Annotated in this window: 20 protein-coding genes; 8 read left to right on the top strand and 12 right to left on the bottom strand. The window is 58.1% G+C overall.

Annotated elements, in window-relative coordinates; all coding sequences use genetic code 11:
- Positions 1-56: 56 nt before the first annotated feature.
- Positions 57-761, top strand: coding sequence for a DUF2057 family protein (locus ACMG4N_RS04480; protein ID WP_414430383.1), 705 nt, complete (start codon positions 57-59; stop codon positions 759-761).
- A gap of 352 nt (positions 762-1,113) precedes the next feature.
- Here the strand turns inward: ACMG4N_RS04480 and ACMG4N_RS04475 are convergent, their stop codons facing one another.
- A complete protein-coding gene (locus ACMG4N_RS04475) occupies positions 1,114-1,533 on the bottom strand; it encodes a secondary thiamine-phosphate synthase enzyme YjbQ (protein ID WP_414433005.1) in 420 nt (139 codons plus the stop codon).
- Between the two features lie 2 nt (positions 1,534-1,535).
- Positions 1,536-2,516 carry a ketopantoate reductase family protein gene (locus ACMG4N_RS04470; protein ID WP_414433004.1) on the bottom strand — a complete coding sequence of 327 codons (981 nt, stop codon included), beginning with the start codon at positions 2,514-2,516 and terminating at the stop codon, positions 1,536-1,538.
- A 178-nt stretch (positions 2,517-2,694) separates the two neighbouring features.
- Between ACMG4N_RS04470 and ACMG4N_RS04465 the strand changes: the two genes are divergently transcribed.
- On the top strand, positions 2,695-3,501 hold the full coding sequence (locus ACMG4N_RS04465; protein ID WP_414433003.1) for an SDR family NAD(P)-dependent oxidoreductase: 807 nt from the start codon (positions 2,695-2,697) through the stop codon (positions 3,499-3,501).
- 123 nt (positions 3,502-3,624) lie between these two features.
- Here ACMG4N_RS04465 and ACMG4N_RS04460 read toward each other — a convergent pair whose 3' ends face one another.
- On the bottom strand, positions 3,625-4,578 hold the full coding sequence (locus ACMG4N_RS04460; RefSeq protein ID WP_414433002.1) for a 2-hydroxyacid dehydrogenase: 954 nt from the start codon (positions 4,576-4,578) through the stop codon (positions 3,625-3,627).
- A 38-nt stretch (positions 4,579-4,616) separates the two neighbouring features.
- On the opposite strand from ACMG4N_RS04460, the gene ACMG4N_RS04455 reads away from it, so the two are divergent.
- The gene (locus ACMG4N_RS04455) at positions 4,617-5,285 is read left to right on the top strand and encodes a DUF523 domain-containing protein (protein WP_414433001.1); all 669 of its coding nucleotides are present in this window, start codon (positions 4,617-4,619) and stop codon (positions 5,283-5,285) included.
- A 118-nt stretch (positions 5,286-5,403) separates the two neighbouring features.
- Here ACMG4N_RS04455 and ACMG4N_RS04450 read toward each other — a convergent pair whose 3' ends face one another.
- The 3 genes from ACMG4N_RS04450 to speA form a co-directional block, all read right to left on the bottom strand.
- Positions 5,404-5,859, bottom strand: a complete 456-nt coding sequence (locus ACMG4N_RS04450; protein ID WP_414433000.1) for a DUF4112 domain-containing protein — start codon at positions 5,857-5,859, stop codon at positions 5,404-5,406.
- On the bottom strand, positions 5,859-6,203 hold the full coding sequence (locus tag ACMG4N_RS04445; protein ID WP_414432999.1) for a Rieske (2Fe-2S) protein: 345 nt from the start codon (positions 6,201-6,203) through the stop codon (positions 5,859-5,861). The genes ACMG4N_RS04450 and ACMG4N_RS04445 overlap by 1 nt, the downstream gene beginning before the upstream one ends.
- 252 nt (positions 6,204-6,455) lie before the next feature.
- Positions 6,456-8,336 carry a biosynthetic arginine decarboxylase gene (gene speA, locus ACMG4N_RS04440; protein WP_414432998.1) on the bottom strand — a complete coding sequence of 627 codons (1,881 nt, stop codon included), beginning with the start codon at positions 8,334-8,336 and terminating at the stop codon, positions 6,456-6,458.
- A gap of 159 nt (positions 8,337-8,495) precedes the next feature.
- On the opposite strand from speA, the gene speE reads away from it, so the two are divergent.
- The gene (speE, locus tag ACMG4N_RS04435; RefSeq protein ID WP_414432997.1) at positions 8,496-9,356 is read left to right on the top strand and encodes a polyamine aminopropyltransferase; all 861 of its coding nucleotides are present in this window, start codon (positions 8,496-8,498) and stop codon (positions 9,354-9,356) included.
- 203 nt (positions 9,357-9,559) lie between these two features.
- Here the strand turns inward: speE and ACMG4N_RS04430 are convergent, their stop codons facing one another.
- The 5 genes from ACMG4N_RS04430 to ACMG4N_RS04410 all read right to left on the bottom strand — a co-directional run bounded on the left by ACMG4N_RS04430 (position 9,560) and on the right by ACMG4N_RS04410 (position 16,298).
- Positions 9,560-11,722, bottom strand: coding sequence for an AAA family ATPase (locus ACMG4N_RS04430; protein ID WP_414432996.1), 2,163 nt, complete (start codon positions 11,720-11,722; stop codon positions 9,560-9,562).
- 571 nt (positions 11,723-12,293) lie between these two features.
- Complete coding sequence (locus ACMG4N_RS04425; RefSeq protein WP_414432995.1) at positions 12,294-13,319, bottom strand: hypothetical protein; 1,026 nt, start codon at positions 13,317-13,319, stop codon at positions 12,294-12,296.
- A gap of 165 nt (positions 13,320-13,484) precedes the next feature.
- Positions 13,485-14,567, bottom strand: a complete 1,083-nt coding sequence (locus tag ACMG4N_RS04420) for a mechanosensitive ion channel family protein (protein WP_414432994.1) — start codon at positions 14,565-14,567, stop codon at positions 13,485-13,487.
- Between the two features lie 213 nt (positions 14,568-14,780).
- Entirely contained in the window at positions 14,781-15,371 is a 591-nt protein-coding gene (locus ACMG4N_RS04415; protein WP_414432993.1) for a 2-hydroxychromene-2-carboxylate isomerase, read from the bottom strand.
- A gap of 201 nt (positions 15,372-15,572) precedes the next feature.
- Complete coding sequence (locus ACMG4N_RS04410; protein WP_414432992.1) at positions 15,573-16,298, bottom strand: SDR family oxidoreductase; 726 nt, start codon at positions 16,296-16,298, stop codon at positions 15,573-15,575.
- Between the two features lie 115 nt (positions 16,299-16,413).
- Here ACMG4N_RS04410 and ACMG4N_RS04405 point away from each other — a divergent pair, with 115 nt between their 5' ends.
- On the top strand, positions 16,414-16,887 hold the full coding sequence (locus ACMG4N_RS04405) for a winged helix-turn-helix transcriptional regulator (RefSeq protein ID WP_414432991.1): 474 nt from the start codon (positions 16,414-16,416) through the stop codon (positions 16,885-16,887).
- 123 nt (positions 16,888-17,010) lie between these two features.
- Here ACMG4N_RS04405 and ACMG4N_RS04400 read toward each other — a convergent pair whose 3' ends face one another.
- On the bottom strand, positions 17,011-17,937 hold the full coding sequence (locus tag ACMG4N_RS04400) for a LysR substrate-binding domain-containing protein (protein ID WP_414432990.1): 927 nt from the start codon (positions 17,935-17,937) through the stop codon (positions 17,011-17,013).
- A gap of 148 nt (positions 17,938-18,085) precedes the next feature.
- On the opposite strand from ACMG4N_RS04400, the gene ACMG4N_RS04395 reads away from it, so the two are divergent.
- The 3 genes from ACMG4N_RS04395 (at position 18,086) to ACMG4N_RS04385 (ending at position 20,686) form a co-directional block, all read left to right on the top strand.
- Positions 18,086-18,916 (top strand): SDR family oxidoreductase, encoded by an 831-nt coding sequence (locus tag ACMG4N_RS04395; protein ID WP_035245391.1) that lies wholly within the window; start codon positions 18,086-18,088, stop codon positions 18,914-18,916.
- Complete coding sequence (locus ACMG4N_RS04390; protein WP_414432989.1) at positions 18,916-19,593, top strand: histidine phosphatase family protein; 678 nt, start codon at positions 18,916-18,918, stop codon at positions 19,591-19,593. The genes ACMG4N_RS04395 and ACMG4N_RS04390 overlap by 1 nt, the downstream gene beginning before the upstream one ends.
- A gap of 340 nt (positions 19,594-19,933) precedes the next feature.
- Entirely contained in the window at positions 19,934-20,686 is a 753-nt protein-coding gene (locus ACMG4N_RS04385; RefSeq protein ID WP_414432988.1) for an SDR family oxidoreductase, read from the top strand.
- The last annotated feature ends 93 nt before the right edge of the window (positions 20,687-20,779 follow it).

Here is a 20,779-nt window from a genome sequence, read left to right as displayed (position 1 = left end):
TGTCACAATACTGTCACCACGGCCCGCCAGACTGGTGGGCCAATCAAGGAGATACCATGCTGTCCCTGCGCCTTATACCTCTCGTTCTCTGCGCCCTGTTTCTGTCCGCCTGTGCCCGCAGCCCGGTGGTCCAGCTCTATGATGGCCCCGCCAAATCCGACAGCCAGGTGCTGACCGTGCGCGTGCCCAGTGAAATCGAAGTGTTCACCATCAACGGCAAGGAAGTGGATGGCGTAAACACCTTCTTCGCCACCGACTTCAAGGAACTCAAGCTGACCCCCGGTCGCTACGAGATCCTCGCCTACTACAAGGAACTGTGGCAGCTGGATGCGGACAACCACGATATCGTGAAAACCAACCCGGCCAACTTCATCGTCGATGGCAAGGCTGGCGAGAAATGGCAGCTGGATTACGACAAACCGGCCAACGTGGAAGAGGCCCGCGCCCTGGAAGACGCCTTTACCGGCCAGGCCATCAACACCACCACCGGTGAAAAAGTCGCGGCCACGGAATCCAACCTGATCCTCAAGCGTGGTTTCCTGGCCCCCATCACCGGCGAAGAAGTGAGCACCGCCGCCTCCGAAAGCGTTGCGCCACAGCAAGCCGCCGCCCCGGCGCCTGCGACCAGCGCCTCAGCTCCGGCTACTCAGGCAGCCCCCGCACCGGCCCCGACCGGCAGCTACCTGGATACCCTGAAAGCTCAGTGGAAACAGGCCACCCCGGAAGAACGCCGGGAGTTTCTGCAGTGGATCGCTGAATAGAGTTACAAGTCACGAGAAGCGAGTCGCGAAAGCACCTGAAATATGGGGTTCGCTTCTCGCAACTCGGTACTGACACACTTCTCCACGAAGCCGCTGTAGGAGCGCCCTTCCAGGGCGCGAACCTTGCGAAGCAAGGAATCGCCCAAAGGGCGATCAGGACTTGCCGGACGGCACTGGTCTTCCTAGATATGGCTGCCTATCGCTGAGATCTTTGTCGCCTCGCTACGCTCGGTTCGCGGCTCGAGAGGCGTTATTCGCTACGCTCACCCTTCGGGCCGACCTACGGTCGTTACTCCGCTACGCTACGTTCCTACAGCGGCCTTGTAGATGGCTTTGTCACAACGTCCGCCGATCACTCCCCCTGAATCGTCGCCACCACCCGCCTCGCCCCACCATGATCCCGGTGCTCGCACAGATAAATCCCCTGCCAGGTGCCCAGCGCCAGTCGGCCATTGCTGATTGGCAGGCTCAGTGACGGACCGATCAATATGCTCTTGATATGGGCGGGCATGTCGTCCGGGCCTTCCAGGGTGTGTTCATAATAAGGCGCGTTTTCCGGCACCATCACATTAAGGTGCCGCTCCAGATCGCCACGCACATCCGGGTCGGCGTTTTCGTTGATGGTCAGCGACGCGGAGGTATGCTGGATAAACAGATGCAGCAAGCCCACCTTCACATCGGCCAGTCCTGGCAGACCATCGATTATATCTCGTGTTACCAGATGGCAGCCCCGCTTTCGAGCCGCCAGGCTGATAGTTGTCTGAAACCACATAATCAACTCACTGTCTGTATGTCGACAAACGCCCGCTGATGCAACTGTGCCAGATGGACACTATCGCAGTGGCGCCTGAAGTCTTGTACATAGAGATCCGTCTGGGAGCGAACCTTGGTAAAATGTTCGCGCAAATAAGCCTCCAGAGAAAAGGGCAACGCTAATGGCGCCAGCCCCAAAATCATGCGATAAGGCCAGTAACCGAGAAGGCCCGCCGCACGCTTCATGGCTTTCTGTTCCTGTGGCGCTTCATTGGCCGCCAGCGCCTCGAGCAAGTCCTTTTGTGCGGCCACCAGTAACGCCAGCAACGTCCGGTCACTCCGGAGCTGTGCAAAACGCCAGTCGCTGGCATCAAGAGCACACAAAAACGTCATCAACACAGCATTGGGGAAGCGGGAACTGGCCAGTGCATTCGCAACGCTCTTGCTGTAAATACCGCTTCCGTTGAACAGCGACAAGACATCGTCGAGCCGTGCCTTGTCACCCGATAGCGGCATGGCAGTCGGAGGCAAAAACCAGGCTATCGACAGGGGCGTGGCGGATGCCACTGGCGTCTCCCCCGGCAAGGGATGGTAATAGCTGATCAGATTGATCATCCCCCTGACGACTTGTGATGCTGGCCAGAACCGCAACAGTAACCGGGAATCCTCCTCACTGGGTTGCAGCATGACCAGCGTTGCATCACAGATAGCCCGGTAAATGGAATCGAAAGGTAGCTGCCGCAGCGCATCCGAAGGAATCGCCAGCAACACCTGATCCCACTGCTGCTTTCCTACCGCCTGCCAGTCTGAAATCAGGGAAAAATCACTGAATTGGCTCACATTGTCACGCCATAAACGTCTCTTGCGGACAAGCGTCACCCCCTGATTCAATGTTGCCCGGTGCTTTTCCTTGATAAAAAACGTCACACTATGACCGGCCTGCTGAAAACAATGGCCGTACACTAATCCCACTGCCCCTGCCCCAACGATCAGGATATTCATACCGACACATCTCCAGCTTTATCGGTTAATAACGAGATAACATAGACCTGCATCCGCGATTCCACGGCAGCCCTGAAGCCTGAATATGGCGTATCAAGGCCTAGAGTAGAGCCTGTGAGATTGCATGCCACAGGCCGAACAGGACAATCCTCGCCCAGACGAGTAGAAAGGTTGAATCATGAAACTGAAAGGACAGACCATCGTACTGACCGGCGCCTCCAGTGGCATCGGTGCCGAGGCAGCGAAAATCATGGCGCGCCGGGGCGCCACCGTGTGTCTGGTAGCGAGGCGGGAAGAGCAGCTGCGGGAAGTCCAGGAACTCATCGAAGCCGACGGCGGCTGCGCCTTTATCTACCCCTGCGACTTGAGCGACAACGTGGCCATCGAGGCCTGCGCCGCTCGGATTCTCGCCGAGCAGCCGCGTATCGATGCGCTGGTGAACAATGCAGCCCATTCCATCCGCCGCCCCATTGAGCAGTCGCTGGATCGCCTGCACGATTATCAACGCACCGTGCAGTTGAACTACATCGGCGCCGTGGCCATGACCCTGAAACTGCTGCCGCGTTTTCTCGACCAGGGCCATGGCCATGTGGTGAATATTTCCAGCCTTTCCACCCAGGTGCCCATCCCCCTATTTTCCGCCTACCTGGCCAGCAAGAGCGCCCTGGAATCCTTCACCCGCTCTCTGCAGGCCGAGATGGGCCACCAGGGCATCAGCACCACGGTGGTGTACTTCCCCATGGTGCGCACGCCCATGTCATCGCGCACCGACATCTACAAATACATGCCGATGATGCACGTGAAAAAAGCCGCCGGCTGGATCGTTGAAGCCTGCGAAAAACGCCCGACCCGTATCGCCCGCCCCATGGGCAAACTGGGCAGCGTCCTGCTCGCCGCCCTCCCCGGCCCGGCTACGAAACTACCGCAGCCGTTGTTTCGGGGCATGGACAAACTGCTGGCCAGCCAGCTTAAAAAGAAAGGTTGAATCATTACCGTAGGAGCTATGCTTGCCCCTCAGGGGATCTGCGACATGCGAATAACCGCAATCGCGAGCAGGTTCGCATGTCGCAGATCCCCTTGGGGACAAGCATAGCTCCTACAACAACCTTCAATTAACCACGTTGATAGCACTGCCCGCCTGCCACTGACGGATATTTTCCACTACCCCGTCCAGCAATCGCTGCCGGCATTCCCGGGTGCCCCAGGCGTTGTGCGGGGTAATGATCAGGTTGGGGATATCGTTGGCCAGCAGGGGATGATCTGCCGGGGGCGGCTCGCTGCTGAGTACGTCCAGGCCGGCGCCGCCGAGATGGCCGCTACGCAACGCCTCGGCCAGAGCCGGTTCATCGATAAGGCCGCCCCGGGCAGTGTTGATCAGCAGCGCACCCGGTTTCATCTGCGCGATAAACGACGCATTCACCAGCTTGTCGGTCTGCAGCGTCAGCGGGCAATGCAGGCTGAGCACATCCGCCTGCGGTAACAGTTCCGCCAACGCCACCCGCCCGGATTGGCCACCGTGGCGCTGGAAGGATTCCGCCACCAGTACCTGCATGCCCAGCGCCTCGGCCAGTCGTGCCACTTCCCGGCCCAGATCCCCGTGGCCGATCAGCCCCAGGGTCTTGCCGGCCAGTTCCATGATCGGGTGATCGAGCAGGCAGAACTGCTCCGCCCGGCTCCAGGCCCCGGCCTTCACATCCCGATGGTAAAGATGCCAGCGGGTGGCCAGGGACAGCATCATGGTCAGGGTGTGCTGGGCCACCGAGGCCCGCGCATAGCCGCTCACATTACACACCGTGATGCCCAGCTCCCGGGCCGCGTCCAGATCCACATTATTGGTACCGGTGGCACAAATGCAGATAAGCTTGAGGGACGGGCAGGCTTTCAGGGTGGCGGCATCCAGCACCACCTTGTTGGTGATGACCACCTGGGCACCGTCCAGACGCGCCAGCCGATCTTGCGGGCGGGTCAGCGGATGAAAGGTCCAGGGCATCAACGCTTCCAGGGCGGAGAAGTCCATCTCGTCGGGATTGAGGGTATCGGTGTCGAGAAAAACGCCCTGCATGTTCGGTCACCTTTATCGGGGAAGAAGGGAGGTGTTCCATGCTAACGGATTTGCTGGAAAAGATGGGCTTCACCCTGCCACAGCATGAGTGGCAGAAACCGGTAGTGGGCGTCAGCGCCTGCCTGCTCGGCCAGAAGGTCCGCTACGACGGCGACCACAAACATAACGCCATCCTGGTGCATCAGCTCGGCCCCCTGCTACGTTTTCGCGACACCTGCCCGGAAGTGGCCATCGGCCTGCCGGTCCCGCGCCCACCGATTCAGGTCGTACAGGTGGACGATGCCCTGCGCGTCAAAGGCGTGGAAAACCCGCAGCAGGATGTCACCGAAGCACTGGAAGACGTGGCCGCCGGCATGACTGAACCCCTCAGCGGCTTCGTGCTCAAAGCCCGCTCCCCCAGCTGTGGCCACCTGAGCACCCCGGTGCATAACGCCGGCGGTCAACAGATCGGCATGGCCTCCGGCGCCTTCGCCCGCAAGCTCCACGAACTGTTCCCGCGCATCCCCCTGGCCAACGACAGCGACCTGGAAAAACCCGCCTTCCTGCAAAGCTTTCTGCTACAGGTGTACTGCTACCACCAGTGGCATCACAGCGACCATCAGGGCCAGTGGCTCAATGACATGCAGGCACAAAGCGAACAGCTGGACGAACCGCTGCACAGTGGGCTGCGCCATTATCTCGATAAACTCGGGCAGGCGATGCATTGAGCGCTCTTCTCCCCTCCCCGCCACAACCGTTGGAGCCTTGCTCGCAAGGCGAAGGTTTTCGTTTCATCGGGCCTTCGCCTTGCGAGCAAGGCTCCAACAACAAGAGGGAGCTCACGCTTCAGAAAATCAGCGTCAGCCCACCGGTGACAACGGCAAACAGGATCGACAACCCGATCAGGGTCTTCCAGGGGAATGGTGGCGGGGGCGGCTCCACTTCGAGCTGCTTTTCCAGGTAATTCTTCAGCAGCTTGGTGTTGCGGGTATTGGCCTTGTAGATGGCATCGAAGGCATCGCCCACCACCGGCAACAGGCCACCGAGGAAATCGATACCCATGTTACGCAGCATGCGCAGCTTCACACTCTTGCTGGCCCCGGCCCGCTGCGCTTCAATCAGCACATAGCTGGATAACACCAAGCCGGCCGCATCACCCACCAGCGGCACCAGGCCGATAATGGCCTCGGCACCGATCTGAAATTTGGTAAAGGGAATGCCGATGCTGCTGTCGGTAAAACGGCTGAACTTTTCCAGCCGCTCCAGGGTTGCCCGTTGCTGGGCTTCTGTCCTTGCTGCCATTACATCTCCACAAACAGGTGGCCGTCTTCTTCCGTGACCGGCCAGGTCTCCAGGGCTTTCTCGCCACGCACCACATTCAACAACTGCACACCGGGCGGAAAATTGGCCCACTCGCTCACTTCCCCGGTACGGATATCAAACCGCGCCCGGTGCAGCGGACACTGCACACACTTGTCTTTAAGAATCTTGCCCTTACCCAGCGACGCAAACATATGCGTACAACGGGCCTGAGTGGCATAGAAACCATCACTCAGGTGATACACCACCAGCTTCTTCTCACCGGCTTCCAAAGCACGGCTTTTCCCCTGGGGAATATCCTGGCTGGCACAGAGTTCATAACGCATATTGCTCTCCTTGCTGGCTTGGAAAAATCAGTTGTGAGCGACGAGCTGCTAACCGCTAGCTACAACGCCGCTGTAGGAGCCCATGCTTGCATGGCGAACCGAGCGTAGCGAGGCGACAGAGATTCAAGGGCCTGACAATGCCATGAATAAAATCTGTCGAGCGCTGAAAGATCTGATCGCCCTGCGGGCAATTCCGCGTAAACGCGGTTCGCCATGCAAGCATAGCTCCTACAGCGGCTTCGTATCTCGTAGCTACTCCAGATAGGTATACCCGGCCAGGCCCTCGCGTACCAGCCCGATAAAGGTTTCCTGCTCGCCGTCGCTCAAATGCGCCTGCCGACAATGTTGCTCCAGGGACGCCAGCAGCTTGTCGGTATCGTAGTTCACGTAGCGCAGCACGGTGCTCACCGTATCGCCCTGGATGGCGTGGCTCAGGGTGATGGCGCCATCGGCTTCCACGTCCACATCCACGGAATCCGTGTCGCCGAACAGGTTGTGCATGTCGCCGAGGATTTCCTGGTAGGCGCCCACCATGAAAATCCCCAGGTGGCCGTTGAGCTGTTCCGGCAGCGGCAGGGTAGCTTCCACGCCTTCGCCATCCACGAACTGGTCGATGCGGCCATCGGAATCGCAGGTAATGTCCTGAATCACCGCCCGGCGGGTGGCGGGCTTGTCCAGGCCGGACAGCGGCAGTACCGGGAACACCTGGTTGATGCCCCACACATCCGGCACCGACTGGAACACGGAGAAGTTGACGAACAGCTTGTCCGCCAGGGTTTCGTTGAGGCTGTCGAGCAACTCGCGCTGCTGCTTGCGCAGCGGGTTCAGGCGACCGCGCAGGGCCAGCAGGCAGTTGATATACAGCTGCTCGCCACGGGCGCGGGTGCTCAGGCCCAGGTCACCGGCGACATAACGCTGGTGAATGTCCTGCCAGGCACCGGTCACTTCCGAGAAGCGCTCCAGCAGATTGCCCGGCTCACCAGCCAGCGCCTGCTGCAGCTCCCACAGCTGATGCAGCTCGGCCACATCGTCCGCCGCCGGTGCGTCCACCGCCACCGACGCCATCTGCTCCTGGTCAGTGATATTCACCAACAGCACCGCATGGTGGGCGGTCAGCGCCCGACCGGATTCGGAAATGATGTTGGGCTCCGGCAAACCGTGCTGGGCGCACTGCTGCTGCAGGGTCTGCACGATATGGCGGGCATAGTCGCCCACCCCGTAGTTCATGGAGCAGTAGGAACGGGAATGGGTACCTTCATAGTCCACCCCCAGGCCGCCGCCCACATCCACGGTTTCCACCGCCGCGCCCAGGGCGCGCATTTCGGTGTAGTAACGGGCCGCTTCGCGCATGCCCGCCTTGATGTCCTGGATATTGGCCACCTGGGAACCCAGATGGAAATGCAGCAGCTTCACGCAGTCCAGCCGCCCGGCGGCACGGCAATGCTCGATGGCCGCCATCAGCTGCGGCGCACTCAGGCCGAACTTGGACTTCTCGCCACCGGTGTTCTGCCAGTTGCCCTTGCTGATGCTCATCAGCCGCACCCGCAGGCCGATACGCGGCGACACGCCCAGCTCATCCGCCAGCGACAGCAGCGCCGGCAGCTCGGACATCTTCTCCACCACGATATGCACGTGAAAGCCCAGCTTCTCACCCATCAGCGCCAGGCGCAGGTATTCCGCATCCTTGTAGCCGTTACAGACGATGGTATCGCCCGGGTTGGACAGCGCCAGCACGGCCAGCAGCTCCGGCTTGGAACCCGCCTCCAGGCCGATACGCTCGCCATCTTCACGGGCCCGCAGGATCTCGTGCACAACCCGGCGCTGCTGGTTCACCTTGATCGGGTACACCGGCGTATAACCGCCCTGGTACTGGTTCGCCTCGATGGCCTCACGGAAGGCCCCGGCCAGCAGCTTCACCCGCTGGCGCAGAATCCCGGAAAAGCGCGCCAGCACCGGCGCCCGCAACCCGGCCGCCCGGCAGCTTTCCAGCACCGCTTCCAGCGTGGCCTGGCCGCCCTGCTCGCCATTGGGCCGCACACACAGCTGGCCCTGGTCGTCGATACGGAAGTAGCTGTCGCCCCAGCGATCCACGTTGTAGATGTCGCTGGCGGGTACGGGAGATCTGTCGGTCATTACCTGTCCTGAATAAGGGTGTCGTCTGGGGGCATTATGCCTGCCGGGGCGCCGCACTCGCACCCCTTTTTCCTGCTTTGACAGGCGCACGATAGGACTTACAATCGCGACTATCGTTCACCCGTCGAACATCCCCATTTGCCTCCACCGGAACCGCCCATGAGCAGCACCAAAGACAACTGGTTTTACGAGCACTTCGACACCGCCGGCACCGCCTTCGGCCTGCGCCTCAAGCAGAAGCTGGAAGAAGTGCAGACCGAGTATCAGCACATCGAGATGTGGGAAACCGACACCTTCGGCTACCTGATGACCATCGATGGCGCCACCATGCTCTCCACCCGCGACAACTTCCTCTACCACGAGATGATGTCGCACCCGGTGCTGTTCAGCCACGCCAACCCCAAGCGCGTCATCATCATCGGTGGCGGCGACTGCGGCACCCTGCGTGAAGTGCTGCGCCACCCCAGCGTGGAAAAAGCCACCCAGATCGACATCGACGAAATGGTCACCCGCTACTCCGAGAAATACTTCCCGGAACTGTGCGAGTCCAACAACGACAGCCGCGCGGAGCTGCTGTTCGAAGACGGCGTGCAATACATGCGCAACTGTGAAGACGGCAGCGTGGACGTGATCATCGTGGATTCCACCGACCCGGTGGGCCCGGCGGAAGGCCTGTTCAAGGCCGACTTCTTCCGCGATTGCCACCGCGTGCTGGCCGATGGCGGCATCATCGTGCAGCAATCCGAATCCCCGCTGCTGCACAGCGACACCATCATCAAGGACCTGCACGCCAACATGCGTGAAGCAGGTTTCACCACCACCCAGACCCTGCCCTTCCCGCAGCCGGTATACCCCAGCGGCTGGTGGAGCTGCACCCTGGCAGGCAAGAACACCGACGTAAGCGAATTCCGCGAAGGGGATGCCACCGGGAAAGGGTTTGAGACGAAGTATTATTCAGCGGCCATGCATAAGGGGGCGTTGGTTTTGCCGCCGTTTATGGAGAAGGCGATTAAGGGCTAGTTAATAGTTAATAGTTAATAGTTAATAGTTAATAAAGGATGCCCTTGTCTTCGTTGGAAGCAAGGGCATTTTCGTTTAGATATACCGGCCACTAAGAGCCAGAAGCGCACGGGGCAAGACCTGACCCTCGTTATCTCTCCCAGAGTTTTGAACACCTCTGATTTGGGATCACAGTCGCTTGTTAGGTGCCATGTCAGCTATTGTCATTTGATCATCGCTTTGTAATGCTCGGGATAGCCGCACTCTTCGAATACTAACCGAAGTCCTTCCCTAAAAACTCCGTAGTCGAATTCTTTTATGTCAAAGATGTTTTGCCCTAAAGAATGCGACTCCCTGTTCATGTATCGGTAGAATGCCTGGTATTTGTCTCCCGATAACGAAGGTTTCTGAAATACATTATTAAAATCCCTTTTTTGAACAAAATTAAAAAAGTACTCAATAATATTACGCATGCAATTGGCAACCAATGCAGGAGGAGATGACTCGTCCTTTACGATGCTCCAGTACGTCTGGTAATCATTTTGAATTTCCTCATACCTCATCCTAACGACATCACTACCTTCACTATTTTTGATAATTCTGAACAGATGTTGGAGCTGATCTCTATCTGACTTTTTTGTGTAGGTAAGCTCATAAAAGAAGTAGAGGCTATGCGTTAATACCAAAACCTGCTCAAAAGCAGAAGAATTGCAAAACGTTCGTTTGATCAGCTGCCCGATATTAAACACATAAATGTGGGATAGGCTGGAAATAGGGTCATCTATAACCACGACTTTTTTCTTGGGAACGTCGTTTGTCGATTTTTGTCCTTTGCACAACTCTACAAAATACAGAAAGCTAATGACCGTTTTTTCACCCTCGCTAAGCGAGTGAAAAGCATTCCCATCATCATCGGCCCTAAGGACTCTATATAGGTTATCTCCGTAAGGAACCACGGAAAACCCAGTTGCACCTATCTCAGCCAACCCATTATTAATGTTATCAATAGCCTCTTGGACATTTACTGTTTTTTTGCGCAGACCCAAAATGCCGGACTTAACAGATGAAATTTCAGAATTAATTCCCACTATATTCTCTTTCACCTGCACCAACTCATCATCTAAGCGCTTCTGGGATTTCCCTAAAAATTCCAAGGACTGGCTATATTGGAACCTCATAAGAAGCCAGAATCTGCGCTTTATATCATCTAACGATTGCTTTTTATTCTTAAGCTTTTCATTGTAAGGTCTAATTCGATCGTTGATTTTCCGGATGAGTGCATTCAACGCATCAACATCGGCAGAGCTAGAAAGTAGCTTTACTGGTGTACTAGGGCTGCTTATCTTTTTCTCTATCAGGAGTTTATTTTCTCGGAATCTAGAAACAATACTTTCAGTTAGCGCTTTCCACTTTTGTACGATTACTTTATCTACAACGCTTATTTCGCTAATATCGCCAAACCTTATCTCGAATTCAAGCTCAGCATAACTGTTCTGGCAACCCTCAAGAGCCCCTATATCTCTATCATATGAATCATCAAACACGTTCCTGATCGAATTCGCCAACCCGTTAGTAATAGTGTCATTTTGGCAAAAGGGACATGGCGCTCCGGAGGAGGGTATGCTCTCAGGCAAATACACTAGGCCTTTTCGCACCCAATCCGAGTTTTCCATATTGGCAATAAATTCAGCAACACTACCTTCTTGGCTGCCAACAATTACTTTCTGAAATAGCGGATCATCCTCGATTCGAATTCCATCAAAAACAAATTCGGCTACCTCATGAATTGGTTGAACGTTATCGCCAGCAATAGACGACACTTCCGTCTTTAGATCATCAGTTGAGAATTGAGGAATATCTTCTGGTTGAGTTATAGAGCACAAGTGCTCAAATAGCTTTTCTTTTCGCTTCAATCCATCAAGACAATACTCTAGAACCCTGTCACCCCCGGAATACTTCTTTTTGATTTCCCATAACTTATCGATAACTTCATTTTTTGAGACATTCTTTTTAATCTCTATCTCAACCTTCTTTCCCTCTGCTTCTTTATACTTTCCGTCTAGTGTTTCAAGTTTTTTGCTTTCGTGGTCTATAGCCTCTAAAACTTCCTTATTCTCCTTCGACAGGGAGAAGATTCCCTTGAGAGAATCCTCTTCATAAAAATAGTCCCTAAGAAATAGTTGATTGTAAACCAATACATCATGCTCTGAGTCCTCCTTGATATGGCATCGTCCGTATTTAGGGTCTTGTGGGTTATAAAGATAATTAGAGATTGTGCTTTTCCCAGAGCCATTCAATCCGTACGCAAGGGTAACTTTGTTCAAAAGGAAAATATCTACGGGATGCCTATAACTCGCCACATCATCCATATGTATTTCAGTAATCATGAACGACTTCTCCTAGAGCATATAACGCTGCGAGCAGCGGCGCGTATTTTGCGTCCGCTGCCTTGCCTAGTTAAGTGGCGACACACCAACACAACTACTGGCACGGTGTGAGCCTGCGAACCAGACTGAATTTATGGCACCCGCAAGAAATCAGACTTTGCAGCTACCCCAAACTGGACTGTTGCCGGCACGGAACCTGATGCTGTGGCGCCAACTACCGGCACCGATTTATGAACTGGCTCTGAGCTTCGATTAATAGAAAAAGCAGAGCCATTTAACGCTGCGAGCAGTGGTGATTGGGGCCAGGTCTTGACCCGTGCTTTGATTAAAAGGGGAGAAGAATTTCAGGAGCCGGTTCCAGGCCAGCATAAGGATAAACAGACAGGAATCCCTTCCCCCGATTCGCTTTCGCAGGCCATGCCACCCTGGCTGACCGGTTGTTCTTTGTGATCCAGTTCCGAATCTACACAATCTAGGCGGACATGGAAACGCGGACATTAATTAACAGTGAATAGTTAATAATGAATAGCGACAACCGACACCCCCAAGTTAGCAATCGCTATCATTCCAATCAGGCTTCAGGGATCACCGCCGGTTTATCCAGAAACAAGGCAGTGCGGATCAGGTCCACGTAGATCTGTTCCTTGCCGGCGTGGCTGAGCAGGGACAGGGATTCGCCGTTGTGCAGGTTTAATTGAATCTGGCTGTTTACGAAGCTGCGTTCGCCGGTGGTGAGTACCTGGTTGAGCTGAACGGATTCCACTTCATTGAAAGCCAGGGTGCGGTTGTCGCCGGGCAGGGTGATGGTTTGTTGGCGTCGGTCCAGGCTGGCGTTGCTGGTGGTGGAGAACAGTACGAACAGGCCGGCCAAGGTGAAGGAGATGGACAGCATCAGCGCCTGCATGGTGCCGCCCCACGTCATCTGCGCGAAGGGAATATGGGACACGAACAGGGCGTCGGCAATATAGTAGAGCTCCACCGCCAGGCCGCCCTGGGGGGCGATCAAAAAGGCCAGGCCCATGCCAGTGAGTGCCCGGCTGCGAGTGATGCGTAACAGGTCGGCCTTGGCCGGTTTGATGCGGGCGGTGACGAAGTTGCTGCCACCGCGAACGGGCGCCGCATTGTTGCGGTAGGCGCCGGGGTCGAGCAGCAGGCCGGGGATGTCGCGGGGGTGGCTCGTCAGCCACTGCCTCTCTTCGCGGGTAAGTGCTTTGCTGGGGCGCACCAGCAGGCAGAACGCCAGCACCACCATGGCGAGCCCCAGAAAGGCAAAGCCCACCCAGGTGCGTAGCAATCCGCGATAGAGCTGGGCGGAATGGGTTTGCTGGCCGTCGACGACCTTTTCCAGGCCATCGAGAGTTTTCTGCAGGTGGGCGATCAGCCAGCGGTCATGGTCGCTGAGGGAGGGTTTGGCCTGGGTGCGGGCAATGCGGTCGCGGATTTCATCGTACTTCTGCCGTTGTTTCTGCTGGCTTTCCTGCATCATGGTGATGGCACGCTGCTGGGCCTGCCAGGAATCTTTGGCCTTGCTGACCGCGCCGCCCACCACCATCGCGATAAACGCGGCAATCAATACACCGTAAACCCATTTCAGCATCAGCCCGCATCCGTCAGCGACAAAAGATCGGCGACGATAGCAAATAATTGCGTATTTTGCAGGCAAGGCATCGCAATGGGTGCGTGGCCTTAAGTGGCACGGACGGAGAGGTAAGGACGGGCCGCAAACGGCGATGAGCGCGTTGTTGCTTGCGGCCTTATTGAATCAGGGCAACACGCTGGCCTGGCCGGTTGGCTCCTGCGGCTCTTCCAGCTGGCCACGATAGCGGGGCAGGTACTGGGGAAACTGTTTCTGGATAAAGGCGATCATGTCTTCGCGGATGGAGCACCGGAGGTTCCACAATGTGGTGGAATTTTTGGCGCTCATCAGGAAGCGGATCTGTATGGCTTTTTCCCCGGCTTCCACGACCTGAACGGTGCCGGTGGAACCATCCCACTCCGAGGCACTTTCCAGCAGGCGATAGAATTCCTCGCGCAACGGCTCGATGGGGATACCGTAATCCGCCCAGATCAGGGTGCTGCCGATCTGGTCGGCGGTATTGCGTGACCAGTTCTGGAAGGGGTTTTCGATAAACCATTGCAGCGGCACCACCAGACGGCGCAGGTCCCACACTCGCAGCACTACATAGGTGGCCGTGACCTCTTCTACCCAGCACCATTCGCCCTGCACAAACATGGCGTCATCGATGCGGAAGGGTTGGGTGAGCGCGATCTGCATGCCTGCCAGCAGATTACTGAGTACCGGGCGGGCGGCAAAGCCGAGGATGATGCCGCCGATGCCGGCGGAGGCCAGCAGGCTGGTGCCGATCTGGCGGACAGAATCGAATGTCATCAGGGCGGCGCCGGTGCCAACCAGCACAATGACGATATTCAGGCAGCGAACCAGAAAGCGGGTCTGGGTTTCCACCTTGCGCGCCCGCTTCCATTCGTTTTCGTAGGCCGGGTTCAGTTTGACGATGACGTCGCCAATGGCGGAGGTGAACCCCACGGCGGTCCAGGTGAGGGCGATGATCAGCAGCAGTGTGGTGCCGTGGCGAATCTGTGCCAGCCAGGGAAGCTCTTCGGGCACGGTATGCAGCACACTGCTCAGGGCGATAAGGGCTAACGACACACCAATGGCCCGCGCCGCCGCGTCAAAGAAGATGCGACCGACAGAGGCAGACTCGGCAAAACGGCCAATCAGGTAAACCAGCGCCTTATAAACAAGCAAACCGGCAATGATGGCAAGCAAGGCCAACCCTGCAGCATCTACCCACGCAACCAGAGCATCCTGAATCATCTGCTGCATATGTCCCCCGCCAAGGCGTCACCGACTCCTTGGTAACTTAACAGGGGCAATGGGGGCAGGTCTTCCCCCGATTTTCTTTCGAAGCCGACGCCGGTTCGCATGTCGCAGATCCCCTTGGGGGCAAGCATAGCTCCTACAGAGGCAAGCTACGTCCGCACCGGAGATTCGACTCCTGTTTTTTGATTTTCACTATTAACTATTCACTGTTAACTATTAACTGCCTTTCAATTCTTCTTCCACAAAATCCAGCCGGTCCTGCCCGAAGAACATCTCATTGCCCACGAACAGGGTCGGCGCGCCAAACACGCCACGCTTTACGGCGGCTTCGGTGTTGGCTTTGAGCTGTTCTTTCACTTCATCGCTGGCGGCTTTTTCCAGCCAGGCTTGCGCATCCAGGCCGGCGGCGGTGAGCACGCGGGTGATTTCTTCCGGCTCGGAGAGTTTGCAGGGCTCGCGCCACATGGCGTTGTAGAGTGCGGTGATGACGGCGTCCTGTTCCGGGGTGCCGATGGCGGCGGTGATGATGCGCATGGGGGTGATGGTGTTCACCGGAAAGTGCGGGTTCATGGTGAGTGGCACTTGGTAACGCGCGGAGTAGCGGGCCAGGTCGCGCATCATGTACATGCCTTTGGCGGGCACGGCACCGGGCGGGTTGTTGCCGGTAGCCTTGAAGATGCCGCCCAGCAGCACGGGCACATACACCAGCTCGGCACCGGTGCGCTCGCACAGGGCAGGCAGTTGGCTCCAGGCCAGGTAGGCGGTGGGGCTACCTACGTCGAAGAGGAATTCGATTTTTTGGGTCATGGGATTTTCCTTTCAAAGGTTGTCGTAGGCGTCGCTCTCTGTGCCCTGCGGTGATTCAGTTTCGAGGTACGAGTTTCGAGTCGCGAGAACCTGAAAATACCGCTCTTTGAGGTTTTGCCTTTCGAAACTCGCTTCTCGCAACTCGCGACTGCTGTTATCGCGCCGCGAGCGACGCTCCTACCGTGAAGGGTTGTTGCTTATCTAAAACGTTTCCATCCACGGGCGCAGGTCGATTTCGTGGGTCCAGGCGTCGCGGGGTTGTTGGTGGAGCATCCAGTAGGTGTCGGCGATGTGTTCCGGGTTGAGGATGCCGCCCTGCTCTTTCTGGGCATACTTGGCCGGGAAGTTGTCGCGGATAAAGGCGGTGTCGATGGCGCCGTCGATGATGGGGTGGACCACGTGGATGCCTTCCGGCCCCAGTTCCCGGGCCATGCTCTGGGCCAGGGCGCGCAGGGCAAACTTGGCGCTGGCGAAGGCGGAAAAGCCCTTTCCGCCGCGCAATGAGGCGGTGGCGCCGGTGAAGATGATGGTGCCCTTATTGCGCGGCACCATCACACGGGCGGCTTCGCGGCCGGCCAGGAAGCCGGCGAAGGCGGCCATTTCCCAGACCTTGCGGTAGACCCGGGCGGTGGTCTCACGGATGGAGAAGAACACGTTGGCGCCGATATTGAACACCACCACTTCCACCGGCCCGACCTCTTTCTCGATGGTGTCGAACAGCGCCATCATCTGCTCTTCGTCGCGGGCATCGCAGCCGAACGGGCGGGCCTTGCCGCCGGCCTGTTCGATCTCCTGCACCAGGGGCGCTAGCGCCTCTTCATTACGGCGGGTGACGCAGACGGTATAGCCTTCGCGGGCAAAGCGTTTGGCGATGGCACCGCCGGTGGCATCACCGGCACCGATGATGACTGCAACAGGTTCTGGCATGGAGCCTCCCGATTTCAGTGGGATTAACAGTTGGTTCCTATTTGGAACTTATAGTCGGTTCTTTTTAGGAACGCGTCAACCCGGTATGATCAGAAAACGTTCACGGAGGTTTAGCATGCGCTGGCAAGACATCGATCAACAGCCCTGTTCCCTGGCCCGCACCCTGGCCATTATCGGCGACAACTGGACGCTGCTGGTGCTGCGCGACTGCTTTATGGGCGTGCGCCGCTTCGATGATTTCCAGCAACGCCTGGGCGTCACCCGCCATGTGCTCAGCGATCGCCTGCGCAAGCTCACCGAGGGCGGCGTGCTCGACAAGGTGGCCTACCAGGAACGCCCCCTGCGCCACGAATACCGGCTCACGGCCATGGGCAAGGAACTCTACCCGGTGATCGTGCACCTGGCCCAATGGGGCGACAAACACCTGGCCGGCGAACACGGCGCCCCCCTCACCCGCTACCACCGCCAATGCGGCGAACCCCTGGAAGCCCAGCTGCAGTGCAGCCACTGCGGCGACACGGTGAAGCCGAGCGATATTCGGGTGGAGGAAAACCCGTATTGGGCGGGGCAGATTTTAGTGAACAGTTAATAGTTAACAGTGAACAGCTCGCGGGGAAGGTTTTCTTTGCCTGCAACCATAGAGGCCGCGCCCATCGCTGGGACGCGGCCTCTATGCTTTGGGCAACACTGGCGCGATACCGCGCGCTGTTAACTATTCACTGTTAACTGTTAACTGCTCCTGCTGTTCCTTCAATAGCGCCAACACCTTCTGCCGCAACCAGCTATGGGCCGGGTCGGCGCTTTGGTCGCGGTGCCAGTAGAGGTGCATTTCCAGGCCGGGCAGGTCGGCGGGGAAGGATTTGATCACCATGCCCTTGCGGGACAGGCGCCCGGCCAGGGTGGCCGGCAGGGTGAGCAGCAGGTTGGTGTGCTGCACCGTGCTGATGGCCGCCTGGTAGTGCTGGCAGCGCAGGCGGATATGACGCCGGTAGCCCTGCCGGGCCAGGCCGAAATCTTCCAGCCCCGGGCCTTCGCGGCGGGACGACACCAGCACATGCTGGGCCGCCAGGTAGCCGGGCAGGTCCATGTCATCGGCCAGCTCGTGGCCCTCGCGCATCATTACCACCAGCGGCCCGCTGAGTACCGGCACATGCTCGATGGATTCCGGCAGGGCCAGCATCACGTCGCAGGCCAGGTCCAGCCGGCCGCTGGCCAGCTCAGTGGCCATCTGCTTTCGGCTGATAGTGAGTGATTGCAAACGTACCCCGGGGGCGTCTTCCATCAGCTGCGCCATCAGCGACGGCAGCAGGCAACCTTCCAGGCCATCGCGCAGGCCCAGCACGAAGGTGCGCTCCGCCTCGCTGGCATCGAAACCGCCTTCATCACTCAAGCAGCGCTGAAAGCCGCCCAGGGCATGACGCACCGGGCTGACCATGGCCCGGGCCCGGGCGGTGGGCACCATACGGCTGCCCTGGCGCACGAACAAGGGGTCATCCAGGCGGTCGCGCAGGCGCCCCAGGGCGTGGCTCACCGCCGGCTGGGTGAGGTTGAGCACCTTGGCGGCGCGGGTCAGGGAGCCCTCGGTGTAGATGGCATCGAAAACCACGAAAAGATTGAGATCGAACCGCGAAACATGCATGGCGTTTATCATTGATCATTGCGAGGATTCATTGGATTTATTGAAACGCCGTCACTAGCATCGGTCAATGGATAAGACCCCGGATCTCGGCGGGTCGACGCCTGACGCACAATCCGCGACCGAAACCACCATGACCACAGGACACACCATGAGCCAGACCCCACAACGCATCCTGATCACCGGCGGCGCCTCCGGGCTGGGGCGCGCCATGGCCGAGGCCTGGCTGCGCGATGGCGCCCGGGTACTGATCGGCGATGTGAATCAGGAGCGCGCCGCAGAGACCCTGGCGGCCCTGAAGGATCTGCCCGGCGAGCTGCAGTTCCAGTATCTGGATGTGCGCGACGCGGCCAGCTTCAACAATGCCCGCGAATGGCTGGAGCAGAACTGGGGTGGCGTGGATGTGCTGGTGAACAATGCCGGGGTGGCCGGTGCCGCCCGTATTGATCGCGGCGACATGGCCGACTGGGACTGGATTTTCGATATCAACGTGAAGGGCGTGGTGCGCGGCTGCAAGGTGTTCGTGCCGATGATGAAGCGCCAGGGCCACGGCCATATCGTCAACATCGCCTCCCTGGCCGGGCTGCTGCATGCGCCGGTGATGGGCAGCTATAACGTGACCAAGGCGGGGGTAATTTCCCTGTCGGAAACCCTGCGTTTTGAGTTGGCGCCTTATGGCATTCACACCACGGTAGTGTGCCCGGGTTTCTTCCGCACCAACCTGCACGAATCCATGCGCACCCCGGAACCGGGCATGATCGAAACGGTGGACAAGCTGCTCTCCAGTGACGAACTCACCGCCGACCAGATCGCCGAGATGATCAAGAAGGCGGTAGCCAAACAGCAGTTCTTTTTGCTGCCGCACAAGAGTGGTCGCCGGGCCTACTGGATGAAGCGCTTTCTGCCGTTTGTGTTCAACCGGGTGATGCTGAAAGGCGCCGAGCGACTGCAGGGCAAACTGGAAAAAGCGGAGAAAGCCTGATGCCGGTGATCTACCTGATCCGCCATGGCCAGGCCAGCTTCGGCAAGGAAGATTACGATCAGCTGTCCGATGTGGGCTGGGAGCAGAGCCGCATTCTCGGCCGCGCCCTGCAGAATCAGGACCTGGGGGTGCCCCGCGCCATCTGCGGCACCATGCGCCGCCATGTGGAAACCGCGCAAGCGACCCTGGGCGAACTGGGCCTGGCAAAGGAATGGCACACGGATACCGGCTTCAACGAATACAACCACAGCGAGTTGCTGGCCGTGGACTGGCCCCTGGCCACCGACCGGGCGGCCCTGACACAGTGGCTGGCCCAGCAGGATCACCCACGCAAGGTATTCCAGGCCCGCTTTGAGCAGGCCCTGCGTCGCTGGCAAAGCGGCGACGGTGATTACAGCGAAAGCTGGCCCGCCTTTCGCGAGCGCGTGCTGGCCAGCACCTACAGCCTGGGCAACAGCCTGAGCAGCGGCGACAGCGCCCTGGTGTTCACCTCCGGCGGCGCCATCAGCGTGATCATCCAGCGCTTGATGGGCCTCACCGACGAGGCCCTGATCACCTGGAACCGCACCCTGATCAACACCAGTGTGACCCGGGTGCTTGTGAATGCCGGCAAGCCAAGGCTAGTCTCGGTGAACGAGCATCTGCATCTGCCAAGCGAGCAGGTGACGTATCGATAGACGCGACCTGATAACCTCAACATTTCTACGAAGCTGCTGTAGGAACGGAGCGCAGCGGAGTAACGCACGTAGTTCCGTGCGGCCCGAAGGGTGAGCGCAGCGAATACAGCCTCTTGAGGTGCGAACCGCGCGCCAGCGCGGAATCGTCCGCAGGACGATCAGGATCCCAGCGCTCGACAGGTTTCAGAAAACATCGGCGAGCGACACAAACGTTGTCGCCTCGCTTCGCGAGGTTCGCGCCTCAAGCGGCTGTATTCGCTACGCTCACCCTGCGGGCCGACTTACAGTCGTTACTACGCTACGCTTCGTTCCTGCAACAGCCATTAGCAAGGGGATAACAATGCCGACACGCAAGAATATTCTAATCACCGGTGCCAGCTCCGGGCTGGGCGAAGGGATGGCGCGGTTGTTTGCGGCCATGGGGCGCAACCTGGCGTTGTGTGCCCGGCGCATGGACCGGCTGGAAACCTTGAAGGCCGAGCTGGAAGAAAAGCATCCGGGCATTACCGTGCTGATCAAGCCGCTGGATGTGAACGATTACGATCAGGTGTTTGCGGTGTTCGATGCGTTCCGCACGGAAATGGCGGGTATTGATCGCGTCATCATCAACGCGGGCATGGGCAAGGGCCAGCCGCTGGGCACCGGCTATTTCTACGCCAACCGGCAGACCGCGGAAACCAACTTCGTAGCGGCGCTGGCGCAGACCGAAGCGGCCATGGAAATCTTCCGCGCCCAGAACAGCGGCCATCTGGTGATGATTTCCTCCATCAGCGCCATGCGCGGCATGAAGAAAAACCTCACCACCTATGCCGCCACCAAGGCCGGCGTGGCCATGCTGGCCGAAGGCCTGCAGGTGGAATTGCAGAATTCCCCGATCCAGGTGACCACTATCTTCCCCGGCTTTATCCGCTCCGAAATCAACGAGAAGGTGAAGAACACACCCTTCCTGGTAGACACGGAAACCGGCTGCAAGGCACTGGTGAAAGCCATCGAGAAAGAGCCGAAGAATGCGTCGGTGCCGGGCTGGCCGTGGGGGCCGCTGGGCTTTGCTATGCGGAATTTGCCGCTGGGGATGGTTGGGAAAATGATGTGAAAAGCAGTGAATAGTTACCAGTGAACAGTTAACAGCGAAAACCCTGAAAAGACATACCCGGGAAGCGCGTCAGCGCTTATCCGGGGAAAAAAA

The sequence above is a fragment of the Alcanivorax sp. IL2 genome, from assembly GCF_047495475.1.
In the GTDB taxonomy this organism is placed as follows: domain Bacteria; phylum Pseudomonadota; class Gammaproteobacteria; order Pseudomonadales; family Alcanivoracaceae; genus Alcanivorax.
Note: the sequence above shows the minus strand (reverse complement) of the source record. Positions and strands in the feature narration are given on the sequence as shown.

Coding starts and splice junctions, on each gene's coding strand:
- ACMG4N_RS04480 (WP_414430383.1), top strand. CDS start 57: ATGCTGTCCCTGCGCCTTATACCTCTCGTTCTCTGCGCCCTGTTTCTG.
- ACMG4N_RS04475 (WP_414433005.1), bottom strand. CDS start 1,533: ATGTGGTTTCAGACAACTATCAGCCTGGCGGCTCGAAAGCGGGGCTGC.
- ACMG4N_RS04470 (WP_414433004.1), bottom strand. CDS start 2,516: ATGAATATCCTGATCGTTGGGGCAGGGGCAGTGGGATTAGTGTACGGC.
- ACMG4N_RS04465 (WP_414433003.1), top strand. CDS start 2,695: ATGAAACTGAAAGGACAGACCATCGTACTGACCGGCGCCTCCAGTGGC.
- ACMG4N_RS04460 (WP_414433002.1), bottom strand. CDS start 4,578: ATGCAGGGCGTTTTTCTCGACACCGATACCCTCAATCCCGACGAGATG.
- ACMG4N_RS04455 (WP_414433001.1), top strand. CDS start 4,617: ATGCTAACGGATTTGCTGGAAAAGATGGGCTTCACCCTGCCACAGCAT.
- ACMG4N_RS04450 (WP_414433000.1), bottom strand. CDS start 5,859: ATGGCAGCAAGGACAGAAGCCCAGCAACGGGCAACCCTGGAGCGGCTG.
- ACMG4N_RS04445 (WP_414432999.1), bottom strand. CDS start 6,203: ATGCGTTATGAACTCTGTGCCAGCCAGGATATTCCCCAGGGGAAAAGC.
- speA (WP_414432998.1), bottom strand. CDS start 8,336: ATGACCGACAGATCTCCCGTACCCGCCAGCGACATCTACAACGTGGAT.
- speE (WP_414432997.1), top strand. CDS start 8,496: ATGAGCAGCACCAAAGACAACTGGTTTTACGAGCACTTCGACACCGCC.
- ACMG4N_RS04430 (WP_414432996.1), bottom strand. CDS start 11,722: ATGATTACTGAAATACATATGGATGATGTGGCGAGTTATAGGCATCCC.
- ACMG4N_RS04425 (WP_414432995.1), bottom strand. CDS start 13,319: ATGCTGAAATGGGTTTACGGTGTATTGATTGCCGCGTTTATCGCGATG.
- ACMG4N_RS04420 (WP_414432994.1), bottom strand. CDS start 14,567: ATGCAGCAGATGATTCAGGATGCTCTGGTTGCGTGGGTAGATGCTGCA.
- ACMG4N_RS04415 (WP_414432993.1), bottom strand. CDS start 15,371: ATGACCCAAAAAATCGAATTCCTCTTCGACGTAGGTAGCCCCACCGCC.
- ACMG4N_RS04410 (WP_414432992.1), bottom strand. CDS start 16,298: ATGCCAGAACCTGTTGCAGTCATCATCGGTGCCGGTGATGCCACCGGC.
- ACMG4N_RS04405 (WP_414432991.1), top strand. CDS start 16,414: ATGCGCTGGCAAGACATCGATCAACAGCCCTGTTCCCTGGCCCGCACC.
- ACMG4N_RS04400 (WP_414432990.1), bottom strand. CDS start 17,937: ATGCATGTTTCGCGGTTCGATCTCAATCTTTTCGTGGTTTTCGATGCC.
- ACMG4N_RS04395 (WP_035245391.1), top strand. CDS start 18,086: ATGAGCCAGACCCCACAACGCATCCTGATCACCGGCGGCGCCTCCGGG.
- ACMG4N_RS04390 (WP_414432989.1), top strand. CDS start 18,916: ATGCCGGTGATCTACCTGATCCGCCATGGCCAGGCCAGCTTCGGCAAG.
- ACMG4N_RS04385 (WP_414432988.1), top strand. CDS start 19,934: ATGCCGACACGCAAGAATATTCTAATCACCGGTGCCAGCTCCGGGCTG.